The following is a 22006-nucleotide window of genomic DNA, read 5'->3' on the forward strand; positions in this document are numbered from 1 at the left end:
CTAGAGCATTGAATCTGTTACCACATCAGATCATCAGGAATCTGATAGGCCGCGTAAGGATCATCCTCGGTGCTTACCTCTTCTGTCTTGACGTTCAGTTGCACGATGCGCTGCGGATCGCGCTCCTGAATCTTCAACGCCGCCTCGCGCGGAATTACTTCGTAGCCGCCAGCGTGATGCACGATGGCCAGCGAACCGCTGCTGAGCTTGTTGCGCATCAGGGTGTTGACGGAGATGCGCTTGACCTTCTTGTCGTCAACGAAGTTGTAGTAATCCTCGGTCGTCAGCTTCGGCAGGCGCGAGACTTCGATCAATTGCTTGACCTGCGCGGCACGAGCCTTGGCCTCGGCTTTTTCCTGCTGCTGGCGGTTGAGTTCCTGGTCGCGCTTGACCTTCTCGGCCATGGCTTCCTGCGCCGCGCGCTGCTGGGAGTCATCCAGCTCGATCTGGCCTTTGTGGGCCAGGCGTTGTTGTTTCTGCTTGTCTTTGCTGACCTGCTTGGCCTGCTTCTGGTTGACCAGCCCTGCTTTGAGCAACTGGTCGCGAAGGGAAATGCTCATGGTGCTTATTACTCACTTAGGCCACGGCTCAACCGCAGCTGGGCAAATTCTTTTCCTGACGTTTGGCTTCGCCCCACAAGGCGTCCAACTCTTCGAGGGTGCAATCTTCCATGGGACGACGGGTGTCGCGCAATGCCTGTTCGATAAAACGAAAGCGTCTTTCAAACTTGCCGTTGGCGCCACGCAATGCGGTTTCCGGATCGACCTTGAGATGCCGCGCCAGATTGACCACGGAAAACAGCAGGTCGCCGATCTCGTCGGCCACGGCCTCGGGATCGTTTTCCGACATGGCTTCGAGGACTTCATCGAGCTCTTCACGCACTTTATCGAGTACCGGCAAGGCGTCCGGCCAGTCGAAGCCGACCTGCCCTGCGCGCTTCTGCAATTTTGCCGAGCGGGACAGCGCCGGCAGTGCGGCCGGAACATCATCGAGCAATGACAGCTGTTCAGGTGCCGAGGATTTCTCCGCGCGCTCCTCGGCCTTGATCTCTTCCCAACGCTGCCTGACCTGCTCTTCACTCAGGCGCGGGACATCCAGTGGCGCATACAGGTCACCGGTGGGGAACACATGAGGGTGACGGCGGATCAGCTTGCGGGTGATGCTGTCGACCACGCCGGCGAACTCGAAGCGCCCTTCTTCGCGAGCCAGCTGGCTGTAATACACCACCTGGAACAGCAGATCGCCCAACTCACCCTGCAAGTGATCGAAGTCGCCGCGCTCGATGGCGTCGGCGACTTCGTAGGCTTCTTCAAGGGTGTGCGGGACGATGGTGGCGTAGGTTTGCTTGATGTCCCATGGGCAACCGTACTGCGGGTCGCGCAGGCGGTTCATCAGGTGCAACAGGTCTTCAAGTGAATACATTTATCAAACTCTACTGAACCCTGTGGGAGCGGGCTTGCTCGCGAAGACGGTTTCACATCCAACATATGTGTTGGCTGATCGACCGCTTTCGCGAGCAAGCCCGCTCCCACAGTGGATCGCGCTGTTCATCAAGGTGTCCGGTTACGCCGGGTTTCGATGATGTTCGGCAACTGGGAAATCCGCCCCAGCAGCCGCCCCAATGCATCCAGCCCTGGAATCTCGATGGTCAGGGACATCAGCGCGGTGTTGTCCTCTTTGTTCGAGCGGGTGTTGACCGCCAGCACGTTGATCCGCTCATTGAGCAGCACCTGCGAGACGTCACGCAGCAAACCGGAACGGTCGTAGGCGCGGATGACGATGTCCACCGGATAGGTGAGCACCGGTACCGGCCCCCAGCTGACCTGAATGATTCGCTCGGGCTCACGCCCGGCCAGTTGCAGCACCGAGGCGCAGTCCTGGCGATGAATGCTCACGCCGCGGCCCTGGGTGATGTAACCGACGATGGCATCGCCCGGCAATGGCTGGCAGCAGCCGGCCATCTGGGTCATCAGGTTGCCGACGCCCTGGATCTGGATATCGCCGCGCTTGCCCGGTTTGTAGCCGGTGGCCTTGCGTGGAATCAGTTCCAGCTGTTCGTTGCCACGCTCCGGCTCGACCAGTTGCTGCGCCAGGTTGACCAGTTGCGCCAGGCGCAAATCCCCGGCGCCGAGGGCGGCGAACAGGTCTTCGGCGGTTTTCATGTTGGCCTTGTCAGCCAGCTTGTCGAAATCCACCGTCGGCAGACCGAGGCGACTGAGCTCGCGCTCAAGCAGCGTTTTACCGGCCGCGACGTTCTGGTCACGAGCCTGCAACTTGAACCAGTGAACGATCTTCGCCCGCGCCCGCGACGTGGTGATGTAACCCAGGTTCGGGTTCAGCCAGTCGCGGCTCGGGGTGCCATGCTTGCTGGTGATGATCTCGACCTGTTCACCGGTTTGCAGGCTGTAGTTGAGCGGTACGATACGCCCGTTGATCTTGGCGCCACGGCAGTTGTGACCGATTTCGGTGTGTACGCGGTAGGCGAAGTCCAGCGGGGTCGCGCCCTTCGGCAAGTCAATGGCGTGACCGTCCGGGGTGAAGATGTAGACCCGGTCAGGCTCGATATCGACCCGCAGCTGTTCTGCCAGGCCACCGATGTCGCCCAACTCTTCGTGCCATTCGAGCACCTGACGCAGCCAGGAGATTTTCTCTTCGTAGTGATTGGAACCGGACTTGACGTCGGTGCCCTTGTAGCGCCAGTGCGCGCATACGCCGAGCTCGGCTTCTTCGTGCATCGAGTGGGTGCGGATCTGCACTTCCAGCACCTTGCCCTCGGGCCCGATCACCGCCGTGTGCAGCGAGCGATAGCCGTTTTCCTTGGGGTTGGCGATGTAGTCGTCGAACTCTTTCGGAATGTGTCGCCACAGGGTGTGGACGATGCCGAGCGCGGTGTAGCAATCGCGCATTTCCGGCACCAGCACACGAACGGCGCGCACGTCGTAGATCTGGCTGAACTCCAGACCCTTGCGCTGCATTTTGCGCCAGATCGAATAGATGTGTTTGGCCCGGCCGCTGATGTCGGCGTCGACGCCGGTGGCCTGCAATTCGTTTTTCAGCTGGCTCATCACATCGCTGATAAAACGCTCGCGATCCAGTCGCCGCTCATGGAGCAACTTGGCGATCTGCTTGTACTGGTCCGGCTCCAGGTAACGGAAGGACAAGTCCTCCAGTTCCCACTTGATGTGACCGATACCCAGGCGATGGGCCAGTGGTGCGTAGATGTCGAAGACTTCACGGGCCACGCGGTTGCGCTTTTCGTCGTCGGCGGTTTTCACCGCACGGATTGCGCAAGTACGCTCGGCCAGTTTGATCAGGGCGACGCGAACGTCGTCGACCATGGCCACCAGCATCTTGCGCAGGTTTTCCACCTGGCCCTGTGTGCCCAGCACCAGGGATTTGCGCGGGCTCAGGCTGTCGCTGATCGCGGCCATGCGCTGCACGCCGTCGATGAGTTTGGCCACCACCGGACCGAAGCGCTGGCTGACGGCCGGCAACTTGATCTGGCCTTCGCGCACGCCTCGATACAGGATCGCGGCGACCAGTGAATCCTGATCGAGTTTGAGATCGGCGAGAATCTCGGCGATCTCCAGGCCGGTACGGAACGTGGAGTTCCCTTCCGACCACAGATTCTGTGCCGCATTGGCTTGCTGCTCAGCCTCGCGAGCGTACTCGCAGGCCTCTTTCAAGGCTTCGCGATCCAGTGCCAGATCGACACTCACCGCATGATCGAGCCAAGCCTCGAGATTGATACTGCCGTCGGTGTTGATCGGCTGGTGTGCTCTCACCTGTACCATCTTGCTTACCTTCCCTACGACGCAGATTCAATGCGTCAAATCGCTGACCTTCGTTGCCCGTGCGCCCACGTCGGGCTGGGTGCGCGGCTGCACGGGCGGGCCAGTCGGACCAGACGAGCATCCTAGCTCGCTTCAAATAACGCCATGGCCTCGACATGTGCCGTTTGAGGAAACATATCGAGAATCCCGGCACGTTTTAACCGGTAGCCCTGCTTGATCAATTCGACTGTGTCGCGCGCCAGAGTTGCCGGGTTGCACGACACGTACACCAACCGTTCGGCGCCCAGGGTCTTGAGCTTGCGCACAACCTCGAAAGCACCGTCTCGCGGTGGGTCCAAGAGTACCGCACAAAAGCCTTCGGCGGCCCATTCAGCGCCCGACAAAGGCTGGGATAAATCGGCCTGAAAAAACTTCGCGTTATGCAGATTATTGCTAGCCGCATTTGCCGCTGCCCGATCGACCATCACCTGCACGCCTTCGACCGCCACCACTTCACGAGCGGCCTTGGCCAATGGCAGGGCAAAGTTGCCCAGGCCGCAGAACAGATCGAGTACGCGCTCATCCGCTGTCGGCTTCAACCAGTCCAGTGCCTGGGCGACCATCGCTTCGTTGACCCCGGCGTTGACCTGGATGAAATCCCCTGGCCGGTAAGCCAATTCCAGATCCCACTGTTCAAGACGATAGCCCAACGACTGATCGGCCTCGACCGGTTGCGGTTCACCGTCGCCATGCAGCCACAACTGGGCTTCATGGAACGCGCAGAAATCCTTGAGGATGCTCAGGTCGGCGTCGGACAACGGCGCCATGTGCCGCAGCAACACGGCCAGTGTCGAGCCGCTGAACAACTCCACATGCCCGAGTGCCTGGGGTTTGCTCAAGCGCCGCAGCATCTCCGGCAAGCTGGCCATGATCGGTTGCAAGGGCTGTACCAGCACCGGGCAGTCATCGATGCCCACGATGTCCTGGCTGCCGGCGGCACGGAAACCGACTTCGAGTTTTTTCGCCTTCATGTCCCAGCGCACTGCGACGCGGGCGCGACGACGGTAGCCGAACTCCGGACCACTCAATGGCGCGGCCCATTCCTCGGGCTCGACACCGGCGACTTTGGACAATTGCTCGGCGAGCATGCGCTGTTTCAGGGCGAGTTGTTCGTTGTGAGGCAAATGCTGCACGCTGCAACCGCCGCAACGGCCGGCATGGGCGCACGGTGCCGGGCGGCGCATTTCGCTGGCCTTGAATACCCGTTCGGTGCGCGCCTCGACCACTTTGCCGTGGGCACCGAGCACCCGCGCCTCGACTTCCTCACCGGCCAACGCGCCGATGACGAACCAGGTGCGACCTTCGAAAAACGCGATGCCGCGACCGTCATTGGCCAGGCGCTCGATGCTCAGGCGCTGCTTTTTGCCGGTCGGGATTTGCGGGGCCTTGCTGCCGCCGGTGGGCTGGAAGCGCAGGCCTCTTTCATGTTTGGCCATCAGTTGGGCGCGTCGAAAATACCGGTCGACAGGTAACGGTCGCCACGGTCGCAGATGATCGCGACGATCACCGCGTTTTCAACTTCTTTGGACAGGCGCAGCATTGCCGCCACGGCACCGCCCGAGGACACGCCACAGAAAATGCCTTCTTCGCGGGCCAGACGACGGGTCACGTCTTCGGCTTCGCTTTGCGCCATGTCGACGATCCGGTCCACGCGGTCAGCCTGGTAGATCTTGGGCAGGTACTCCTGAGGCCAGCGGCGGATACCCGGGATCGCCGAGCCCTCCATCGGTTGCAGGCCGATGATCTGCACATTGTCGTTCTGCTCTTTCAAGTAGCGCGACACGCCCATGATGGTGCCGGTGGTGCCCATGGAGCTGACGAAATGGGTGATGGTGCCCTGGGTCTGACGCCAGATTTCCGGGCCGGTGGTGGTGTAGTGCGCCTCGGGGTTGTCACCGTTGGCGAACTGATCCAGTACCTTGCCGCAACCTTCGGCTTCCATCTTCTGCGCGAGGTCACGGGCGCCTTCCATGCCCTGCTCCTGGCTGACCAGAATCAGCTCGGCGCCATAGGCGGTCATGGCGGCCTTGCGCTCGGCGCTGGAGTTGTCCGGCATGATCAGGATCATCTTGTAACCCTTGATCGCAGCGGCCATGGCCAGGGCGATCCCGGTGTTACCCGAGGTCGCTTCGATCAGCGTATCGCCAGCGTGGATCTGCCCACGCAGTTCGGCGCGGGTGATCATCGACAGCGCCGGACGGTCCTTGACCGAGCCCGCCGGGTTGTTCCCTTCGAGCTTGAGCAAAAGGGTATTGCTGGTGGCGCCGGGCAGGCGCTGCAAACGGACCAGCGGAGTGTTGCCGACGCAATCGGCGATGGTTGGGTACTGCAAGGTCATGGCGTATTCGCAATCCAGACTGCGGGGGCACCTATCATACCGGCAAACGTTCCCAGGCCATATCACGCAAAGTGTGGTGCTTATGGCTTATGGGAATAAGCGACAAGCTTCGAGCTGCAAGCGGCAAGTGGCGGTGCCACTCGGAGTATGAAAAACAGGGATTGTTGTGGTGGGAGTGAGGGCCTCTTCGCGGGCAAGCCCGCTCCCACAGGGTACCGGGATGGTCATACGTTTTGCGGCTGAAACACGGCCAATGTGGGAGCGGGCTTGCTCGCGAAGGCGTCGGCACTGGCGCTATCAACATCCGCCAGCAAGCGCATATTCATCCGCAACCCGCTCCCGGTGTTCTGCGCCCAAAGCTTTCCGCCCTGACGCTGCACCGCGTTCCTGGCGATGCTCAGCCCCAGGCCAAACCCGCCATCACCAGGTCGTGAGCCGTCGAGGCGCGTGAACGGCAGGAAGATCCGCTCCAGGTCAGCTTCCGCCACCCCACCGCCCTGATCTTCCAGCCACAGGTGCCAGTAATCACCATCACGCCGTCCGCCGAGATGAACAACGCCGCCGCAGGGTGAATGTCGAATCGCATTGCGCAGTATGTTTTCCAATGCCTGGGCCAGGGTGTTGAGGTGACCGCGAACCCAGCAGGATGTATCCACCGTGCATTGCAACTGAGTGTCGGGCCAGCCACTTTCATAGCAGGCATTTTCCGTGAGCATTTCCCACAACGCCTGGATCTGGATCGCTTCGTCGGGCAATCGGGTGCGTTCGGTGTCCAGCCACGCCAGTTGCAGCGTGTCCTCCACCAGGCGCTGCATGCCATCGACCTCACGGCCGATGCGTTCGCGCAATGGCTGCAGCCCCTGCTCGCTTTCACTGGCCACCCGCAGGCGGCTCAAAGGTGTGCGCAATTCGTGGGACAAGTCGCGCAGCAATTGCTGCTGTAAGGCCACGGTGCTTTGCAGGCGTTCAGACATGTGATCGAACGCCCGGCCCAATTCACCCAACTCATCCGATCGATTGGTGGTTCGGGTCGACAGCCGTACGTTCAGTTGGTCGGCACGCCAGGCGTTGGCCTGCGCACGCAGGTGGTTGAGTGGCACCACCAACAGGCGATACAGCCCGACGCACAATAGCAAGGTGAACAATCCCGGAATCACGCCGTTAGTGATCACCCGCCAGAACACCCGGTAATGCCCGGGTACGAAGCGCTCGGGTAACTCGATCACCAGGCTGCCGGCGGAAGGGTCGCCGGGAAACGGTACGCGCATCCACGGCCGGCCTTTCTTGTGGACTGGCCAATCGAGGCCACGCAAAAAAGTCAGGCGTTCGACTTCCTTGTCCGTCAGCGACTGGTTGCTCAAGGACTGCAAATCACCGCCGATGACACCGACCCAGCCTTTTTCCCGCTGAGACATGCCTTGCAGCCAGTCATCGACACCGGCGCTCTGTCGCCGGTGCCATGCTTGCTCAGCCTCGGCGGCATAGCGCGTCAGGGTGCCTCGGGCTTCATCCGAGAGGAACTGGTTGCGCTCCTCCATATAGCGTCCCCAGGACCAACTGAGCCAGATCATCAGCAAACAGAACGCCACCAATAGGCAAGCAAGCTTCCAGAACAACGAAYGCCTGCCCGGCAAGTTACATTTCATCGGCGGCGCTCAGGATGTAGCCCTTGCCCCAGACCGTACGCACTTCGCGCTCGGTGTAGCCAATGGCCTTGAGCTTGCGGCGGATCTGGCTGATGTGCATGTCCAGGCTGCGGTCATGGGCCGCATAGCCGCGCTGCAGCACCTGTTGATAAAGGAAGGCTTTGCTCAATACTTCGTCGGCGCTGCGGTGCAGCGTTTCCAGTAGCCGATACTCGCTACGGGTCAGGCCGGCAGACTGTTCGCCATAAAAAACCTCTAAACTTTCATCGTCGAAACGCAGGCTGTCCATCGACGGGGCTGGCACTGTGGGCGCAGGTCGGCGGTCGAGTGCCACCCGCCGCAGAATGGCTTCGATGCGCACACGCAACTCCACCATGCTGAAGGGTTTTGGCAGGTAATCATCGGCCCCCAGGCGAAAGCCGCTGATGCGATCGGCCTCGGCACCGAGGGCCGACATCAGCAACACCGGGGTGGAATGGCTCTGGCGCAATTGGGTCAGTACCGCCAGGCCGTCCATGCCCGGCAGCAGAATATCCATCAGCACCACGTCGAAAGGTTGCCGGCGAGCAATGTCCAGGCCTTCCTGGCCATTCTGGCACCAGGTCACCTGGAAGCCGCTACGGTCCAGATGCTCATGAACGTAGGCTCCGAGCACAAGGTCGTCTTCGATGGACAGGATTCGGGGGAGGTCGGCAGTGATGGGAGTCATGACTATCTGCAAATAATTCTCAGTTGAGCGATTATTCAAGATTGCCTCGCCAGGGGCAACCCACGGTTTGTCCGTATCGACAATGAGTCGCCCGGGCCGACGAATGACGGCACCATTTTTACCAGGATTGCCCGCGAGCAAATCGCTACACTGCGCAAGTGGTGCATGGCGGATGCATGTGCCGGTCGATAAATAGCGGGTGCAGGAGAGATGCGTGCTCAAGAAACTGGGAATCAAAGGCCGCGTGCTGTTGCTGACCCTGTTGCCAACCAGCCTGATGGCGTTGGTGCTGGGAGGTTATTTTACCTGGATGCAACAGGCTGACCTGCAAGCCCAACTCATGCAGCGCGGCGAAATGATCGCCGAGCAGTTGGCTCCGCTGGCAGCGCCAGCCATGGGTCATCAGGACAACGAACTGCTCGAACGCATCGCCACCCAGGCCCTGGAACAAACCGACGTACGGGCCGTGACCTTCCTGGCTCCCGATCGCACGCTGCTGGCCCACGCCGGCCCGACCATGCTCAATCAGACGCCCTCCGGCAGCGGCACGCAAATGCTGCGCCGCAGCGGCAGCGATGCGACCCGCTACCTGCTGCCGGTATTCGGCAAACACCGCAACCTGGCCGGGGACGTGATTCCCGAAGAAGCCGACCGCCTGCTGGGCTGGGTCGAACTTGAACTGTCCCATAACAGCATGCTGTTGCGCGGTTACCGCAGCCTGTTCGCCAGCCTGATGTTGATCAGTGCGGGACTGATCGGTGCGGCACTGCTGGCCTTGCGCATGGGCCGCACGATCAATCGGCCGTTGAGCCAGATCAAGCAAGCCGTGGCTCAACTCAAGGACGGCCATCTGGAAACCCGCTTGCCGCCCCTCGGCAGCCAGGAACTGGATGAACTGGCTTCCGGCATCAACCGCATGGCCGGCACCCTGCAAAACGCCCAGGAAGAATTGCAGCACAGCATCGACCAGGCCACCGAAGACGTGCGCCAGAACCTGGAAACCATCGAGATCCAGAACATCGAGCTGGACCTGGCGCGCAAGGAGGCCCTGGAAGCGAGCCGGATCAAGTCCGAATTCCTGGCCAACATGAGCCATGAAATCCGCACGCCGCTCAACGGCATTCTCGGTTTCACCCACCTGTTGCAAAAAAGCGAGCTCACCCCGCGCCAGCTCGACTACCTGGGCACCATCGAAAAATCCGCCGACAGCCTGCTGGGCATCATCAACGAGATTCTCGACTTCTCGAAAATCGAGGCGGGCAAACTGGTGCTCGACCACATTCCGTTCAACCTGCGCGACCTGCTGCAAGACACCCTGACCATCCTCGCCCCGGCCGCCCACGCCAAGCAGCTGGAACTGGTGAGCCTGGTGTATCGGGACACGCCGCTGTCACTGGTGGGCGACCCGCTGCGACTCAAGCAGATCCTGACGAACCTGGTGAGCAACGCGATCAAGTTCACCCGCGAAGGCACCATCGCCGCCCGTGCCATGCTCGAAGAAGAACACGAAGACACTGTGCAATTGCGCATCAGCATTCAGGACACCGGTATCGGCCTGTCGAACCAGGACGTGCGCGCCCTGTTCCAGGCCTTCAGCCAGGCCGACAACTCGCTGTCGCGGCAACCCGGCGGCACGGGCCTGGGTCTGGTGATTTCCAAGCGCCTGATCGAACAGATGGGCGGCGAGATCGGCGTCGACAGCACGCCGGGGGAAGGGTCGGAATTCTGGATCAGCCTGAGCCTGCCGAAAGCCCGCGACGATGCCGAAGACCTGCCCGCCGCGCCCTTGCTCGGACGTCGGGTGGCGGTGCTGGAAAACCACGAACTGGCCCGGCAGGCGTTGCAGCATCAACTGGAAGATTGCGGCCTCAGCGCCACACCGTTCAATACCCTGGAAAGCCTGACCAATGGCGTGACCGCCGCTCACCAGACCGATCAGGCAATCGACCTCGCCGTGCTCGGCATCACCAGCAACGACATGCCGCCGGAACGCCTCAACCAGCATATCTGGGACCTCGAGCATCTTGGCTGCAAGGTGTTGGTGCTGTGCCCGACCACGGAACAGACGCTGTTCCATCTTTCCGTGCCCAACCCCCACAGCCAGCTCCAGGCAAAACCGGCCTGCACCCGCAAGCTGCGACGCTCTCTGTCTGACCTGGTCAGCCCGCGCCCGATGCGCAGCGAGCCGGGTGAACCGGTGTCCAGCCGTGCACCGAAGGTGCTTTGCGTCGACGACAATCCGGCCAACCTGATGCTGGTGCAGACCCTGCTCGAAGACATGGGCGCCAAGGTGCTCGCGGTGGAAAGCGGTTATGCCGCCGTCAAGGCGGTGCAGAACGAGACATTCGATCTGGTGTTGATGGACGTGCAGATGCCCGGCATGGACGGCCGCCAGAGCACCGAGGCGATCCGCCAGTGGGAAAGCGAACGGCATTGCACACCGCTGCCAATCGTGGCCCTCACCGCCCACGCCATGGCCAACGAAAAACGCGCGCTGCTGCAAAGCGGCATGGACGACTACCTGACCAAACCGATCAGCGAACGGCAATTGGCGCAGGTGGTGCTGAAGTGGAGCGGCCTGGCGCTGCGCAATCACAGCCCGGAGCGCTCCGGCGATATGCATGGTGGCGCCCATGACCTGTTGGTGCTCGACCACGAGGAAGGATTGCGCCTGGCCGCCGGCAAGGCTGATCTGGCCGCGGACATGCTGGCGATGCTGCTCGCATCCCTGGAAGCTGACCGCGAAGCCATCCGCCTCGCTCAGCAAAGCAACGATCACAACGCCCTGATCGAACGGGTCCATCGCCTGCATGGCGCGACACGTTACTGCGGCGTACCGCAATTGCGCGCAGCCTGCCAACGCAGCGAAACCCTGCTCAAGCAACAGGACCCGAAAGCCAGTGTTGCACTGGAAGATCTCGACCGGGCGATCAATCGCCTGGCCGCCCAGGCACGTATCAATGCTTGATTCAGCGCAACCCTGCCAGGTTGCATGAAAGCTAATGTAGCAGCTGGCGAAGCCTGCGTTCGGCGGCGAAGCCGTCGCCAAACAAGCCGCCGCAGTTCTGCAGGTTAGCCGCGGATACGGGTTTTACGACGGCTTCGCCGCCGAACGCAGCCTTCGGCAGCTGCTACATAAAGCTTCAACTCTCAGGGGAACAGCATGCGCACGATTCTTTTCAGCAGCCAGACCTACGACCGCGACAGTTTTCTCGCCGCCGAGCTGCCCGCCGGCATCGAGCTGCACTTTCAAGCGGCGCGACTGAGCCTGGATACGGCGGCACTGGCGGAACATCACGAGGTGGTCTGCGCCTTTATCAACGATGATCTCGGCGCCCCGGTGCTCGAACGCCTGGCTGCCGGCGGCACACGTTTGATCGCCCTGCGTTCGGCCGGTTACAACCATGTCGACCTGGCAGCGGCGAAACGACTGGGACTGGCGATTGTGCGGGTCCCGGCCTACTCGCCCCATGCCGTGGCCGAGCACGCGGTGGGGTTGATCCTGGCGCTCAACCGACGCTTGCACCGTGCCTACAACAGGACCCGTGAAGGCGATTTCAGCCTGCATGGACTGACCGGTTTCGATCTGGTGGGCAAGACCGTCGGCGTGGTCGGCACCGGGCAGATCGGCGCGACTTTCGCCAGGATCATGAACGGCTTCGGCTGTCAGTTGCTGGCCTACGACCCTTACCCCAACCCTCAGGTCGAAGCGTTGGGTGCTCGCTACATGAGCTTGCCTCAACTGCTGGCCGAATCACAGATCATCAGCCTGCATTGCCCGCTCAATGAACAGAGCAAGCATTTGATCAACCGCGAATCCCTGGCGCACATGCAACCGGGTGCCATGTTGATCAACACCGGTCGCGGCGGTCTGGTGGATACGCCGGCGCTGATCGACGCTCTGAAGGACGGTCAGCTGGGTTATCTGGGGCTGGATGTCTATGAAGAGGAGGCACAGCTGTTTTTCGAAGACCGCTCCGACCTGCCCTTGCAGGACGATGTGCTCGCGCGGCTGTTGACCTTCCCCAACGTGATCGTCACCGCACACCAGGCCTTCCTGACCCGCGAAGCCCTGGGCGCGATTGCCGCAACCACCTTGCACAATATCGCGTCGTGGATGGCAGGCAAGCCAGAGAATCGCGTGGCGGACGACTGAACCTGATCGAAGGTCGTATGCCCGCCCCATGCTGCGCGCAAGCCCGTGCTAGCATATCGCGCATATTTGGAGGACCCATGGTCGAACACGATTTCCGCTACAGCCTGATGAACCCGCAACACACCCTCACCGAATGCCGCGCCCTGGTGCCGGGGCGTTATCAAGTGACCGGCAACGGCGGCTCGATTCGCAATAACGACGTGCTGGTGGTCACCCTCAAGGGCGCCAAGGACTTGTCCATGCGCCTGACCGTCGAAACGGTTCGCCACCTGATCAACCCGCCCGGGCAATGGGTCGCGGTGGCCAGTGGCCCGGTGTTCGGCGAACTGGCCATCCACACCTGGCAAGTGAACTGCGACAGCTGCGCCAAGGAGCTGAGTTTCGAGTTCGCGGTCGACGCCAAGCTGGGCAACAAGGCCGAAAAACCTGCCGCCACCGCGCGGATTGCCGAGCTGGGCTGGACCACCGTCGGCGAGAAACACCTGTGCCCGAAATGCCAGGAGCCTGCGTGATGAAACGCCTCGCTCTGACCGCCACGGTCGGCGCCAGCCTGCTGGGCTGCGCCGCCGAGCCGGTGCAGCTTGAACACAATCGCAGCTATATTCTGGAATGGATCGGCGAGCGGCCGTTGATGGACTACAGCCACCTGACCATCACCCTCGGCGAAGATGGCCGGGCCTACGGCAACGGTGGCTGCAACCACTGGTTCGCGCCGTACACCCTTGAGGGTGAAAAACTGAGCTTCGGCAAAATCGGCAGCACCCGCAAACTGTGCGCGCCGGCGCTGATGGAACAGGAAAAACGCTTCCTCCAGGCGCTGGAAAATGTCCAGCGCTGGGACGTCTCCCCGATCGAGCAGATACGCTTCTGGCCAGCCGAAGGCAAGCCGTTGCGTTGGTGGCTTGAGGAGGGGTGATAAACCCCTCATTTCCATTCAAGTCAAACCTGTGGCGAGGGGGCAAGCCCCCTCGCCACAAAAAGCCCGATCACCACAGTGACAACGATCACCTGATCAGTTTTTAGCCTGCAACGCCTCAAGCTTCGCCAGCACCCCCGCCGCCGTCTGTTCACCCATCAACTGCTCACGCACCTTGCCCTTGTCATCGATGATGTACGTCACCGGCAACGCCTCGCTGCGCGGCAGCTCGAACAGTTCGGAAGGGTCCTGGGCCAGCACCGTGAACCTGATCCCCAGTTTCTCGCTCGCGCCCTTCAGCTCCTGCCCCTGGACGTTGTCGAAGTTGACCCCGAACACACCGATTTTCTTGTCCTTGAGCTGCTCGGCCAAAGTGTTCAACTCCGGAATCTCGGTACGGCACGGTCCGCACCATTCTGCCCAGTAGTTGAGCACCAGCCATTTGCCGTCCAGCCGATCGGCGACGACCTTCTGACCATTCTGATCGATGCCATAGTCATTACCGCAGCCCCCCAGCATCAACGTCCCGATGATCGCCAATGCCGCTGCCAGTCGCCTTGTCATGTCGTGTTCCTTGTCAAAAATTGAATGCGCCTGCGACCCATCGCCTCTCACGGTTCTGGATTGCGCGCTGCACAGTTAGAATAGCCGCCACCTTACGCAAGATGCGACCCGCTCATGACCGATCTGACGCTTTATCACAACCCGCGCTGCTCGAAATCCCGCGGTGCGCTCGAACTGCTTGAAGCCCGTGGCCTGACGCCGACCGTGGTCCGTTACCTGGAGACTCCGCTGGACGCCACGCAAATCCAGAGTCTGCTGGGCAAACTCGGAATCAGCGCCCGGCAATTGCTGCGCACCGGCGAGGACGAGTACAAAACCCTCGACCTGGCCAACAGCAGCCTGAGCGAAGCGCAATTGATCGCCGCCATCGCCGCCCACCCGAAACTGATGGAGCGACCGATTCTCGAAGTCGGTGACAAAGCCGTCATCGGCCGCCCACCGGAGCAGATCCTGGAACTGTTGCCATGAGTGCACCGTACATTCTGGTTCTGTACTACAGCCGCAGCGGCTCGACCAACGAAATGGCCCGGCAGATTGCCCGTGGCGTCGAACAGGCCGGGCTTGAAGCCCGCCTGCGCACCGTGCCGGCGATCTCCACCGAGTGCGAAGCCGTTTCGCCGGAAATTCCCGACGAAGGTGCGCTGTATGCCAGCCTCGACGACCTGAAGAACTGCGCCGGCCTGGCGCTCGGCAGCCCGACCCGCTTCGGCAACATGGCGGCGCCGCTCAAGTACTTTCTCGATGGCACCAGCAACCTGTGGCTGACCGGCGCTTTGGTCGGTAAACCGGCCGGTGTGTTCACCTCTACGGCCAGCCTGCACGGCGGCCAGGAAACCACGCTGCTGTCGATGATGTTGCCGTTGTTGCACCACGGCATGCTGATCACCGGCCTGCCGTACAGCGAATCGGCATTGCTGGAAACCCAGGGCGGCGGTACGCCATACGGCGCCAGCCACCACGCCGGTGCCGACGGCAAAAGCGGCCTGGACTCCCATGAAGTGGCGCTATGCCGGGCACTCGGTATGCGCCTGGCCAAGACTGCACAGAAACTGGAGAGCTGAGGTGGCCAAGAAGCCGAAGATCCTGCCCGCCCTCGAATGGCTCGAACCACGCGTCAAGGCGATGCGCGTCATCAGCCTGCTGTGTTTTTTCGGCCTGGTGGGGCTGCTTTGCGTTTACTACCTGGCGGTCGCCGACCTGCACGGTGCACGCCCTTGGGTGATTCTGTTGATCGAGCTGGTGCCGCTGCTGATTCTGGCGCCGGGGATGATCGTCGGCAGCCCGCGCGGGCATTCATGGATGTGCTTTGTGGTGAACCTGTATTTCATCAAGGGCGCATTGGCTGCCTATGACCCGAACCGGCAAATCTTCGGCTTGCTGGAGATGGGCGCGAGCCTGGCGGTGTTCTGCTCGGCGCTGTTGTATGTGCGCTGGCGGTACCAGTTGAACCGTAAGCTGGCTGGCGAAGGCGAAATCTCTGTCGCCTGATCCGACGCCTTCGTCGGAACGCCGCCCGGAGCAAGCCCGCTCCCACAGGGTTCACGCGGTCCTTGTGGGAGCGGGCTTGCTCGCGAAGGGGGCGACGCGGTCTCAATGATTGACGGTATAAGCCAGCATCATCGAAATCTGGCTCATCGGCCGCCCGCCACTTTCCTCATGCCACTGGTTGAACACGTCCTGCACCAACGCCAGGTCGCGCAGACTGCTCGGCACCTTGTCGATGATGTCCTGCGCATTCAGCGCCGCCACCACGTCATAGCTCGGTACAAAAGTGTCCTTGCCGATCATGCGCAGAAAGCGCGGGGCTGACAGCCCGCCCAACTGATGGCCGCGTTTTTTCAGGAACGTCCAGAGCCCGACGATATCGGTCACCGGCCAGTCGGCGATCAGCGCGCCGAAGCTGCCCTTTTCATGGGCCACATCGAGTATGAACTGTGCATTGCGCGGCACACTCTTGAGCTTGCCCAGGTGACGGATGATCCGCGTGTCCTGCATCAGGCGCTCAAGGTGTTCGGCGCTCATCAGCACGACTTTTTCCGGGTCGAACTTGAAGAACACTTCTTCGAAAGCCGGCCACTTGGCATCCACCAGGCTGTGCTTGAGCCCGGCGCGGAATACCCGTAGCGCCATCATCGAGAGGTAGCGATCATCGCTGATATTGCGCAGTTGCGCGGGAGTCTTGGGAACGGGCAGATGGGCTTCCAGTTCAGCCGCCGAACCGAAGCGGTTCAGACAGTATTCATTGAGCCACTTGTAATCGCGCATGCCCTCTCCTGAGGATTGAAACAAAAACCAAAGTGGGAGCGGGCTTGCTCGCGAAGGCGGTGCGTCATTCAACATTGATGCCGACTGACACTACGCATTCGCGAGCAAGCCCGCTCCCACAGTTTTAATCAGAGGTTGACCACATTGACGAAGCGCGAAGCCGCGCTTTCGTCGATCTTGAGGCTGGTGAAGTCGAACAGGTTGCGGTCCGCCAGTTGCGACGGGATGACGTTCTGCAGACTGCGGAAAATACTCTCGGTACGGCCCGGGGTCTTGCGCTCCCAGTCCTGGAGCATTTCCTTGACCACCTGACGCTGCAGGTTCTCCTGGGAACCACAGAGGTTGCACGGAATGATCGGGAATTGCTTGAAGTCCGAGTAAGCCTGGATATCTTTTTCGTTGCAGTAGGCCAGCGGGCGGATCACCACGTTGCGGCCATCGTCGGCGCGCAGTTTTGGCGGCATGGCCTTGAGCGAACCGTTGAAGAACATGTTCAGGAAGAASGTYTSGACGATGTCGTCGCGGTGATGACCGAGGGCCATCTTGGTCGCGCCGATTTCATCGGCGAAGGTGTAGAGCGTGCCGCGACGCAGGCGCGAGCACAGCGAGCATGTGGTCTTGCCTTCCGGGATCAGCTCCTTGACCACCGAGTAAGTGTCTTTCTCGACGATGTGGTACTCGATACCCAGTTCTTTCAGGTAGGCCGGCAGCACGTGTTCCGGGAAACCCGGCTGCTTCTGGTCCATGTTCACGGCCACGATCTCGAACTTGATCGGCGCGACCTTCTGCAAGTGCATCAGCACATCGAGCATGGTGTAGCTGTCCTTGCCACCGGACAGGCAGACCATGACCTTGTCGCCGTCTTCAATCATGTTGAAATCGGCAACCGCCTCACCGGCCTGTCGGCGAAGGCGCTTTTGCAGTTTGTTCTGGTTGACCGTGAGAGTGCCCATGACGCGAAATCCGTGAGGTGTGACGAAAGGCCCGCATTTTACGCAAAAACGCTTCAGGGGCGAAGTGCCTCGCCACAGGTGTCATACCGCACAGACCCCGCGGCGATTAACAACCGGGTTTACAGCACGATTTGCTCTAATGCCCCTACTCCCTCTGGGGAAACTCCTCCCTATACTGCGACATAAGGTCGCATATTATCTTCAGACCTATGACTTGCTTGGCCGCATTGGCCTGTAGGCGCTCCACTGGGGGGCGACGGTAAAAACAAGAGGAGTGACTGGCATGATCCATCACGTAGTGGGGCTCTTCACCCACCCTGACCAAGAATGGAAAGAAATCCGTGGCGACCAGGAGGAAAGCATCAGCCACATGTACCTGACCCATACGCTGATCCTGGCGGCGATCCCCGCCGTGTCTGCCTTTATTGGCACCACACAGGTCGGCTGGGTCATCGGCAATCGGCCTCCCGTGATGCTTACCGTAGAAAGCGCGGTATGGATGACAATCATGTCGTACCTGGCGATGCTCGGTGGTGTAGCGGTAATGGGCGCATTCATCCACTGGATGGCCCGCACCTATGACGCCAACCCAAGCCTCGCCCGCTGCATTGCGTTTGCAACCTACACCGCTACACCGCTGTTCATCGGCGGCCTCGCCGCCTTGTACCCGCACTTGTGGCTGGGGATGATCGTCGGCACCGCAGCCATCTGCTACACGGTGTACCTGCTGTATGTGGGATTACCGACATTCATGAACATTCCATCTGACGAGGGCTTCCTGTTTTCAAGTTCGGTGCTCGCCGTAGGCCTGGTGGTGCTGGTCGCCATCATGGCGTTCACCGTGATTGTCTGGGGACTCGGCGTGGGGCCGGTCTACACCAGTTAGCCGCACATCACTGAAAATCAGAACTGCCGACAACGGCCGCCGCAAGGCGGCCTTTTCATCTTCAGCAACGAGAAGGCACACGACCATTCGGCAACCTGGTGATTCGCAAGGCCCGAGGGTTGCGGCATACTCGAGCGCTCTGGAGATCCATCAAGCATGCCCGAGCAACTCAATACCCGCGTCGAAGACTGTTTCCAACTAGCCGAATCCTTTTTCAAACGACCTTTCAAGCGCCCCGTGGTGAGCCTCAAGCTGCGCGGGCAGAAAGCCGGGGTCGCGCATTTGCACGAGAACCTGCTGCGCTTCAATCCGCAGCTGTACCGGGAAAACACCGAAGATTTCCTCAAGCAGACCGTGGCCCATGAAGTCGCGCACCTGATCGCCCACCAGCTGTTCGGCGAGCGCATCCAGCCCCATGGCGAAGAGTGGCAACTGATCATGCGCGGCGTGTACGAACTGCCGCCTAACCGCTGCCACACCTATGACGTCAAACGCCGCAGCGTGACCCGCTACATCTACAAGTGCCCATGCGCCGACAGCGACTTCCCGTTCTCGGCCCAGCGCCACAGCCTGGTTCGGCAAGGGCGGCGGTATTTGTGCCGGCGGTGTCGCCACACCTTGGTGTTCAGTGGGGAGATGCGGGTCGAGTAGTTGTTTTTTTGGTGACTGCACTGGCCTCATCGCGAGCAAGCTCGCTCCCACACTGGATTTGCATCTCGCCAAATATCCCCTGTGGGAGCGAGCTTGCTCGCGATGGCGGCCTCTGAGGCACTAGAGAATCACCTTGGCCCGCCGCAACGCCTCAATCCGCTGCGCACTGAACCCCAACTCCCCCAACACCTGATCCGTATGCTGCCCCAGCACCGCGCCAATATGCCTATGCTCAGGCAACCCTTGCGAAAACTTCAGCGGGCACGCCATCTGCGCCTGGGTTGAACCATCGCCCCGTGGCACATCGGCCACCAGCTCCCGCGCCTGCAACTGCGGATGACGCAGCGCTTCTCCCAGGTTCAACACCGGCTCGACACAAGCATCCAGTTCGGCGAACAGCGCGCGCAACTCGGCAAAGTCATGCTTTTCAAATTCGCCCCTCAGCGCGTCTTTAAGCTGTTTCTGATCTGCCGGTTGCGGTGACAGGCCGAGGCCGGCCAGTTCCTCCAGCCCCAACGCCGTGCACAACTGTTTCATGAATACCGGTTCCAGGCTGCCCACCGACAGCCAGCGCCCATCCCGGGAGCGGTAGTAATCGTAAAAGCTGCCGCCATTGAGCACCTGATTTTCCGGACCCGGTTCGATGCCACAGGCCAGATACCCGGCACCCGCCATCGCATTCATGCTGAACGCGCAGTCGGTCATGCTGACATCCAGGTGCTGGCCCTGACCGGTTTGCTGCCGGGCAATGACCGCCGCCAGCAAGCCAATCACCCCGTGCAGCGAGCCACCGGCGACATCCGCCACCTGCATGCCCAACGGCAGCGGCCCACTGTCGGCACGGCCGGTGTAACTCGCCAGCCCGGACAGGGCCAGGTAGTTGATGTCATGGCCGGCGCGGTCCTTGTAGGGGCCGGTCTGGCCGTAGCCGGTGATCGACACATAAATCAGTTTCGGATTGATCGCCTTCAGGGCTTCGTAGCCCAGGCCCAGACGCTCCATGACACCCGGACGGAACTGCTCGAGCACGATGTCGTAGTCCTGCAGCAACGTCCCGATCACCTCCAGCGCCTCAGGCTGTTTGAGATCCAGGGCGAGGCTGCGCTTGTTGCGGTTGAGGTAGGCATGACTGGCCGACACTCCTTGATCGTGGGGCGGCAACACCCGCAACAGGTCCAGGCGGGTCGGTGATTCGATGCGCAGCACTTCGGCGCCCATGTCCGCCAGCAACAACGAGGCGAACGGCCCCGGCAGCAGTGTCGAGAAATCCAGAACCTTGAGTGATGCCAGTGGACCGAGCATGAGCGTTCTCCCTATACGATGCCCCCAGACTAGGCAGCCGAACGCATTGCAGCAATCACCTAATGCGCCAGTCACGCTGACCGTTGCGCTCAAATCACAGGCAACAAAAAACCCGCCGAAGCGGGTTTTTCATTACAACAAGGCTTACTTGGCGTTCGTCGGGGTTGCCCCTTCGACGTGGCCCAGAACATCGTCTTTAGGCTCGTCGGCAATGCCGCGACCGCCCGAGGCCAGCTCCGCTTGCAGCACGTCGGTGTCCAGTTCCTTGACCCACTTGGCCACAACGATGGTGGCCACGGCGTTACCGACCAGATTGGTCAGGGCACGGGCTTCGGACATGAAGCGGTCGATGCCGAGGATCAGCGCCAGGCCGGCAACCGGCAGGTGGCCAACAGCGGACAGGGTGGCTGCCAGTACGATGAAGCCCGAGCCAGTCACACCGGCGGCGCCTTTGGAGGACAGCAACAACACCACCAGCAGGGTGATCTGGTGCGTGATGTCCATGTGGGTATCGGTGGCTTGGGCAATGAACACGGCCGCCATGGTCAGGTAGATGGCGGTACCGTCGAGGTTGAACGAGTAACCGGTCGGGATCACCAGACCCACGACAGATTTCTGCGCGCCCAGACGCTCCATCTTGACCAGCATGCGTGGCAGCACCGATTCCGAAGAGGAAGTGCCGAGTACGATCAGCAATTCTTCACGGATGTAGCGGATCATCTTCAGCACGCTGAAGCCATGCATGCGAGCGATGGAGCCCAGCACGATCAGGATGAACAGCAGGCAGGTGATGTAGAAGCACGCCATCAACTGACCCAACTGCACCAGCGAGCCGACACCATAGGCACCGATGGTGAATGCCATGGCACCGAAGGCACCGATTGGCGCGAGCTTCATGATCATGTTGATGATGTTGAACATCACATGGGCGAAGCGATCGATGAAGTCGAGGATCGGCTTGCCATAGGCACCCAGGCGATGCAGGGCGAAACCGAAGATCACCGAGAACATCAGCACTTGCAGGATGTCGCCCGTGGCAAACGCGCCGACGATGGTGGTCGGGATCACGTTGAGCAGGAAGCCGACCACGCTTTGATCGGCACCGGCCGCGACGTAGGTAGCGACTTTGGAAGCGTCCAGTGTGCTCACGTCGATGTGCATGCCAGCGCCTGGCTGCACGACGTTGACCACGACCAGACCCACCAGCAAAGCGATGGTCGAAACGATTTCAAAGTAAAGGAGTGCGTAACCGCCAGTCTTGCCGACCGCTTTCATGTCCTGCATGCCGGCGATACCGCTGACGACGGTGCAGAAGATAATCGGGGCGATGATCATTTTGATCAGTTTGATGAACCCGTCACCCAGCGGCTTTACCGCCACACCGAGCTGCGGATAGAAGTGACCGAGCAAGATACCGATGACAATTGCAACGATCACCTGGAAATACAGGGATTTGTACAGTGGCTGACGAGTCGTCATTGCAAAGTTCCTCAAGGGTGCCCGGTGACAACATCCATCTGTTGCCCGCAACACCGCAATTGCGAACCCTCCTGCACTGGAGGGATTTGTTTTTTCGAGCTGCGCAACGGCAGGCATCTGCTCGTTGTATCGCAAGGCCCGTGCCACCTTCCGTAAAAACCCTGCAAGCCTTTTGATATCAGGGGTTGCAGCGAATTCCTTGTCAGCGAACGGTTACAAGCATGTGGCGGGTTTCCGCCCTTCCACTAATAGTCGCCCTGCAATTTGGCGGATATCCGCCCTGTTCATGCCCGCAGTGCGCAGCTACC

The 22006-nt window shown here is 60.9% G+C and carries 21 protein-coding genes; 9 read left to right on the plus strand and 12 right to left on the minus strand.

The genetic code is table 11. From position 1 onward, the window contains the following. Window positions 1-17 precede the first annotated feature (17 nt). The 7 genes from AB4Z35_RS10175 to AB4Z35_RS10205 form a co-directional block, all read right to left on the minus strand. On the minus strand, window positions 18-560 hold the full coding sequence (locus tag AB4Z35_RS10175; protein ID WP_108231709.1) for a DUF2058 domain-containing protein: 543 nt from the start codon (window positions 558-560) through the stop codon (window positions 18-20). 28 nt (window positions 561-588) lie between these two features. After that, window positions 589-1422: a nucleoside triphosphate pyrophosphohydrolase gene (gene mazG / locus AB4Z35_RS10180; protein ID WP_442096883.1), complete on the minus strand. Its 834-nt coding sequence runs from the start codon at window positions 1420-1422 to the stop codon at window positions 589-591. A gap of 128 nt (window positions 1423-1550) precedes the next feature. Then, window positions 1551-3794: a GTP diphosphokinase gene (gene relA / locus AB4Z35_RS10185; protein ID WP_442096884.1), complete on the minus strand. Its 2244-nt coding sequence runs from the start codon at window positions 3792-3794 to the stop codon at window positions 1551-1553. Window positions 3795-3916: 122 nt separating this feature from the next. Further along, window positions 3917-5269 carry a 23S rRNA (uracil(1939)-C(5))-methyltransferase RlmD gene (gene rlmD, locus AB4Z35_RS10190; RefSeq protein ID WP_442096885.1) on the minus strand — a complete coding sequence of 451 codons (1353 nt, stop codon included), beginning with the start codon at window positions 5267-5269 and terminating at the stop codon, window positions 3917-3919. Continuing rightward, window positions 5269-6171, minus strand: coding sequence for a cysteine synthase CysM (gene cysM / locus AB4Z35_RS10195; RefSeq protein WP_007997169.1), 903 nt, complete (start codon window positions 6169-6171; stop codon window positions 5269-5271). Before cysM ends, rlmD begins: the two co-directional genes overlap by 1 nt. A 224-nt stretch (window positions 6172-6395) precedes the next feature. Next, a complete protein-coding gene (locus tag AB4Z35_RS10200; protein ID WP_442096886.1) occupies window positions 6396-7817 on the minus strand; it encodes a histidine kinase sensor domain-containing protein in 1422 nt (473 codons plus the stop codon). Then, on the minus strand, window positions 7807-8526 hold the full coding sequence (locus AB4Z35_RS10205) for a response regulator transcription factor (protein WP_442096887.1): 720 nt from the start codon (window positions 8524-8526) through the stop codon (window positions 7807-7809). Before AB4Z35_RS10205 ends, AB4Z35_RS10200 begins: the two co-directional genes overlap by 11 nt. Before the next feature lie 214 nt (window positions 8527-8740). Between AB4Z35_RS10205 and AB4Z35_RS10210 the strand changes: the two genes are divergently transcribed. The 4 genes from AB4Z35_RS10210 (at window position 8741) to AB4Z35_RS10225 (ending at window position 13598) form a co-directional block, all read left to right on the plus strand. After that, entirely contained in the window at window positions 8741-11494 is a 2754-nt protein-coding gene (locus tag AB4Z35_RS10210; protein WP_008000861.1) for a response regulator, read from the plus strand. A 195-nt stretch (window positions 11495-11689) separates the two neighbouring features. Further along, window positions 11690-12682: a 2-hydroxyacid dehydrogenase gene (locus AB4Z35_RS10215; RefSeq protein ID WP_008003652.1), complete on the plus strand. Its 993-nt coding sequence runs from the start codon at window positions 11690-11692 to the stop codon at window positions 12680-12682. 77 nt (window positions 12683-12759) lie between these two features. Then, the gene (locus tag AB4Z35_RS10220; RefSeq protein ID WP_007988765.1) at window positions 12760-13194 is read left to right on the plus strand and encodes a hypothetical protein; all 435 of its coding nucleotides are present in this window, start codon (window positions 12760-12762) and stop codon (window positions 13192-13194) included. Next, window positions 13194-13598 carry an META domain-containing protein gene (locus tag AB4Z35_RS10225; protein ID WP_442096889.1) on the plus strand — a complete coding sequence of 135 codons (405 nt, stop codon included), beginning with the start codon at window positions 13194-13196 and terminating at the stop codon, window positions 13596-13598. The genes AB4Z35_RS10220 and AB4Z35_RS10225 overlap by 1 nt, the downstream gene beginning before the upstream one ends. Window positions 13599-13694: 96 nt before the next feature. Here AB4Z35_RS10225 and AB4Z35_RS10230 read toward each other — a convergent pair whose 3' ends face one another. Next, on the minus strand, window positions 13695-14162 hold the full coding sequence (locus AB4Z35_RS10230) for a TlpA disulfide reductase family protein (RefSeq protein ID WP_008003648.1): 468 nt from the start codon (window positions 14160-14162) through the stop codon (window positions 13695-13697). A gap of 114 nt (window positions 14163-14276) precedes the next feature. Here AB4Z35_RS10230 and arsC point away from each other — a divergent pair, with 114 nt between their 5' ends. The 3 genes from arsC to AB4Z35_RS10245 are packed head-to-tail and all read left to right on the plus strand — an operon-like array spanning window position 14277 to window position 15650. Further along, entirely contained in the window at window positions 14277-14630 is a 354-nt protein-coding gene (arsC, locus tag AB4Z35_RS10235) for an arsenate reductase (glutaredoxin) (protein WP_108231721.1), read from the plus strand. Beyond that, a complete protein-coding gene (wrbA, locus tag AB4Z35_RS10240; RefSeq protein ID WP_085724785.1) occupies window positions 14627-15223 on the plus strand; it encodes an NAD(P)H:quinone oxidoreductase in 597 nt (198 codons plus the stop codon). The genes arsC and wrbA overlap by 4 nt, the downstream gene beginning before the upstream one ends. Window position 15224: 1 nt before the next feature. Beyond that, a complete protein-coding gene (locus tag AB4Z35_RS10245; RefSeq protein ID WP_008003643.1) occupies window positions 15225-15650 on the plus strand; it encodes a DUF2069 domain-containing protein in 426 nt (141 codons plus the stop codon). 102 nt (window positions 15651-15752) lie between these two features. Here the strand turns inward: AB4Z35_RS10245 and AB4Z35_RS10250 are convergent, their stop codons facing one another. Continuing rightward, complete coding sequence (locus AB4Z35_RS10250) at window positions 15753-16427, minus strand: DNA-3-methyladenine glycosylase I (RefSeq protein ID WP_442096891.1); 675 nt, start codon at window positions 16425-16427, stop codon at window positions 15753-15755. A 128-nt stretch (window positions 16428-16555) separates the two neighbouring features. Continuing rightward, window positions 16556-17380 carry a tRNA 2-thiocytidine(32) synthetase TtcA gene (gene ttcA, locus AB4Z35_RS10255; RefSeq protein WP_442096892.1) on the minus strand — a complete coding sequence of 275 codons (825 nt, stop codon included), beginning with the start codon at window positions 17378-17380 and terminating at the stop codon, window positions 16556-16558. Window positions 17381-17663: 283 nt separating this feature from the next. Between ttcA and AB4Z35_RS10260 the strand changes: the two genes are divergently transcribed. Together AB4Z35_RS10260 and AB4Z35_RS10265 are read left to right on the plus strand one after the other, a co-directional pair. Then, complete coding sequence (locus AB4Z35_RS10260) at window positions 17664-18266, plus strand: Yip1 family protein (protein WP_008003560.1); 603 nt, start codon at window positions 17664-17666, stop codon at window positions 18264-18266. 156 nt (window positions 18267-18422) lie between these two features. Beyond that, on the plus strand, window positions 18423-18917 hold the full coding sequence (locus AB4Z35_RS10265; protein WP_108231725.1) for a SprT family zinc-dependent metalloprotease: 495 nt from the start codon (window positions 18423-18425) through the stop codon (window positions 18915-18917). A gap of 120 nt (window positions 18918-19037) precedes the next feature. Here AB4Z35_RS10265 and AB4Z35_RS10270 read toward each other — a convergent pair whose 3' ends face one another. Continuing rightward, complete coding sequence (locus AB4Z35_RS10270) at window positions 19038-20219, minus strand: CaiB/BaiF CoA transferase family protein (RefSeq protein WP_442096894.1); 1182 nt, start codon at window positions 20217-20219, stop codon at window positions 19038-19040. 144 nt (window positions 20220-20363) lie between these two features. Beyond that, window positions 20364-21698, minus strand: coding sequence for a dicarboxylate/amino acid:cation symporter (locus AB4Z35_RS10275; protein ID WP_442096896.1), 1335 nt, complete (start codon window positions 21696-21698; stop codon window positions 20364-20366). Between the last annotated feature and the right edge of the window lie 308 nt (window positions 21699-22006).

It is taken from the genome of Pseudomonas sp. KB_15 (assembly GCF_052114525.1).
Taxonomy (GTDB): Bacteria; Pseudomonadota; Gammaproteobacteria; order Pseudomonadales; family Pseudomonadaceae; genus Aquipseudomonas.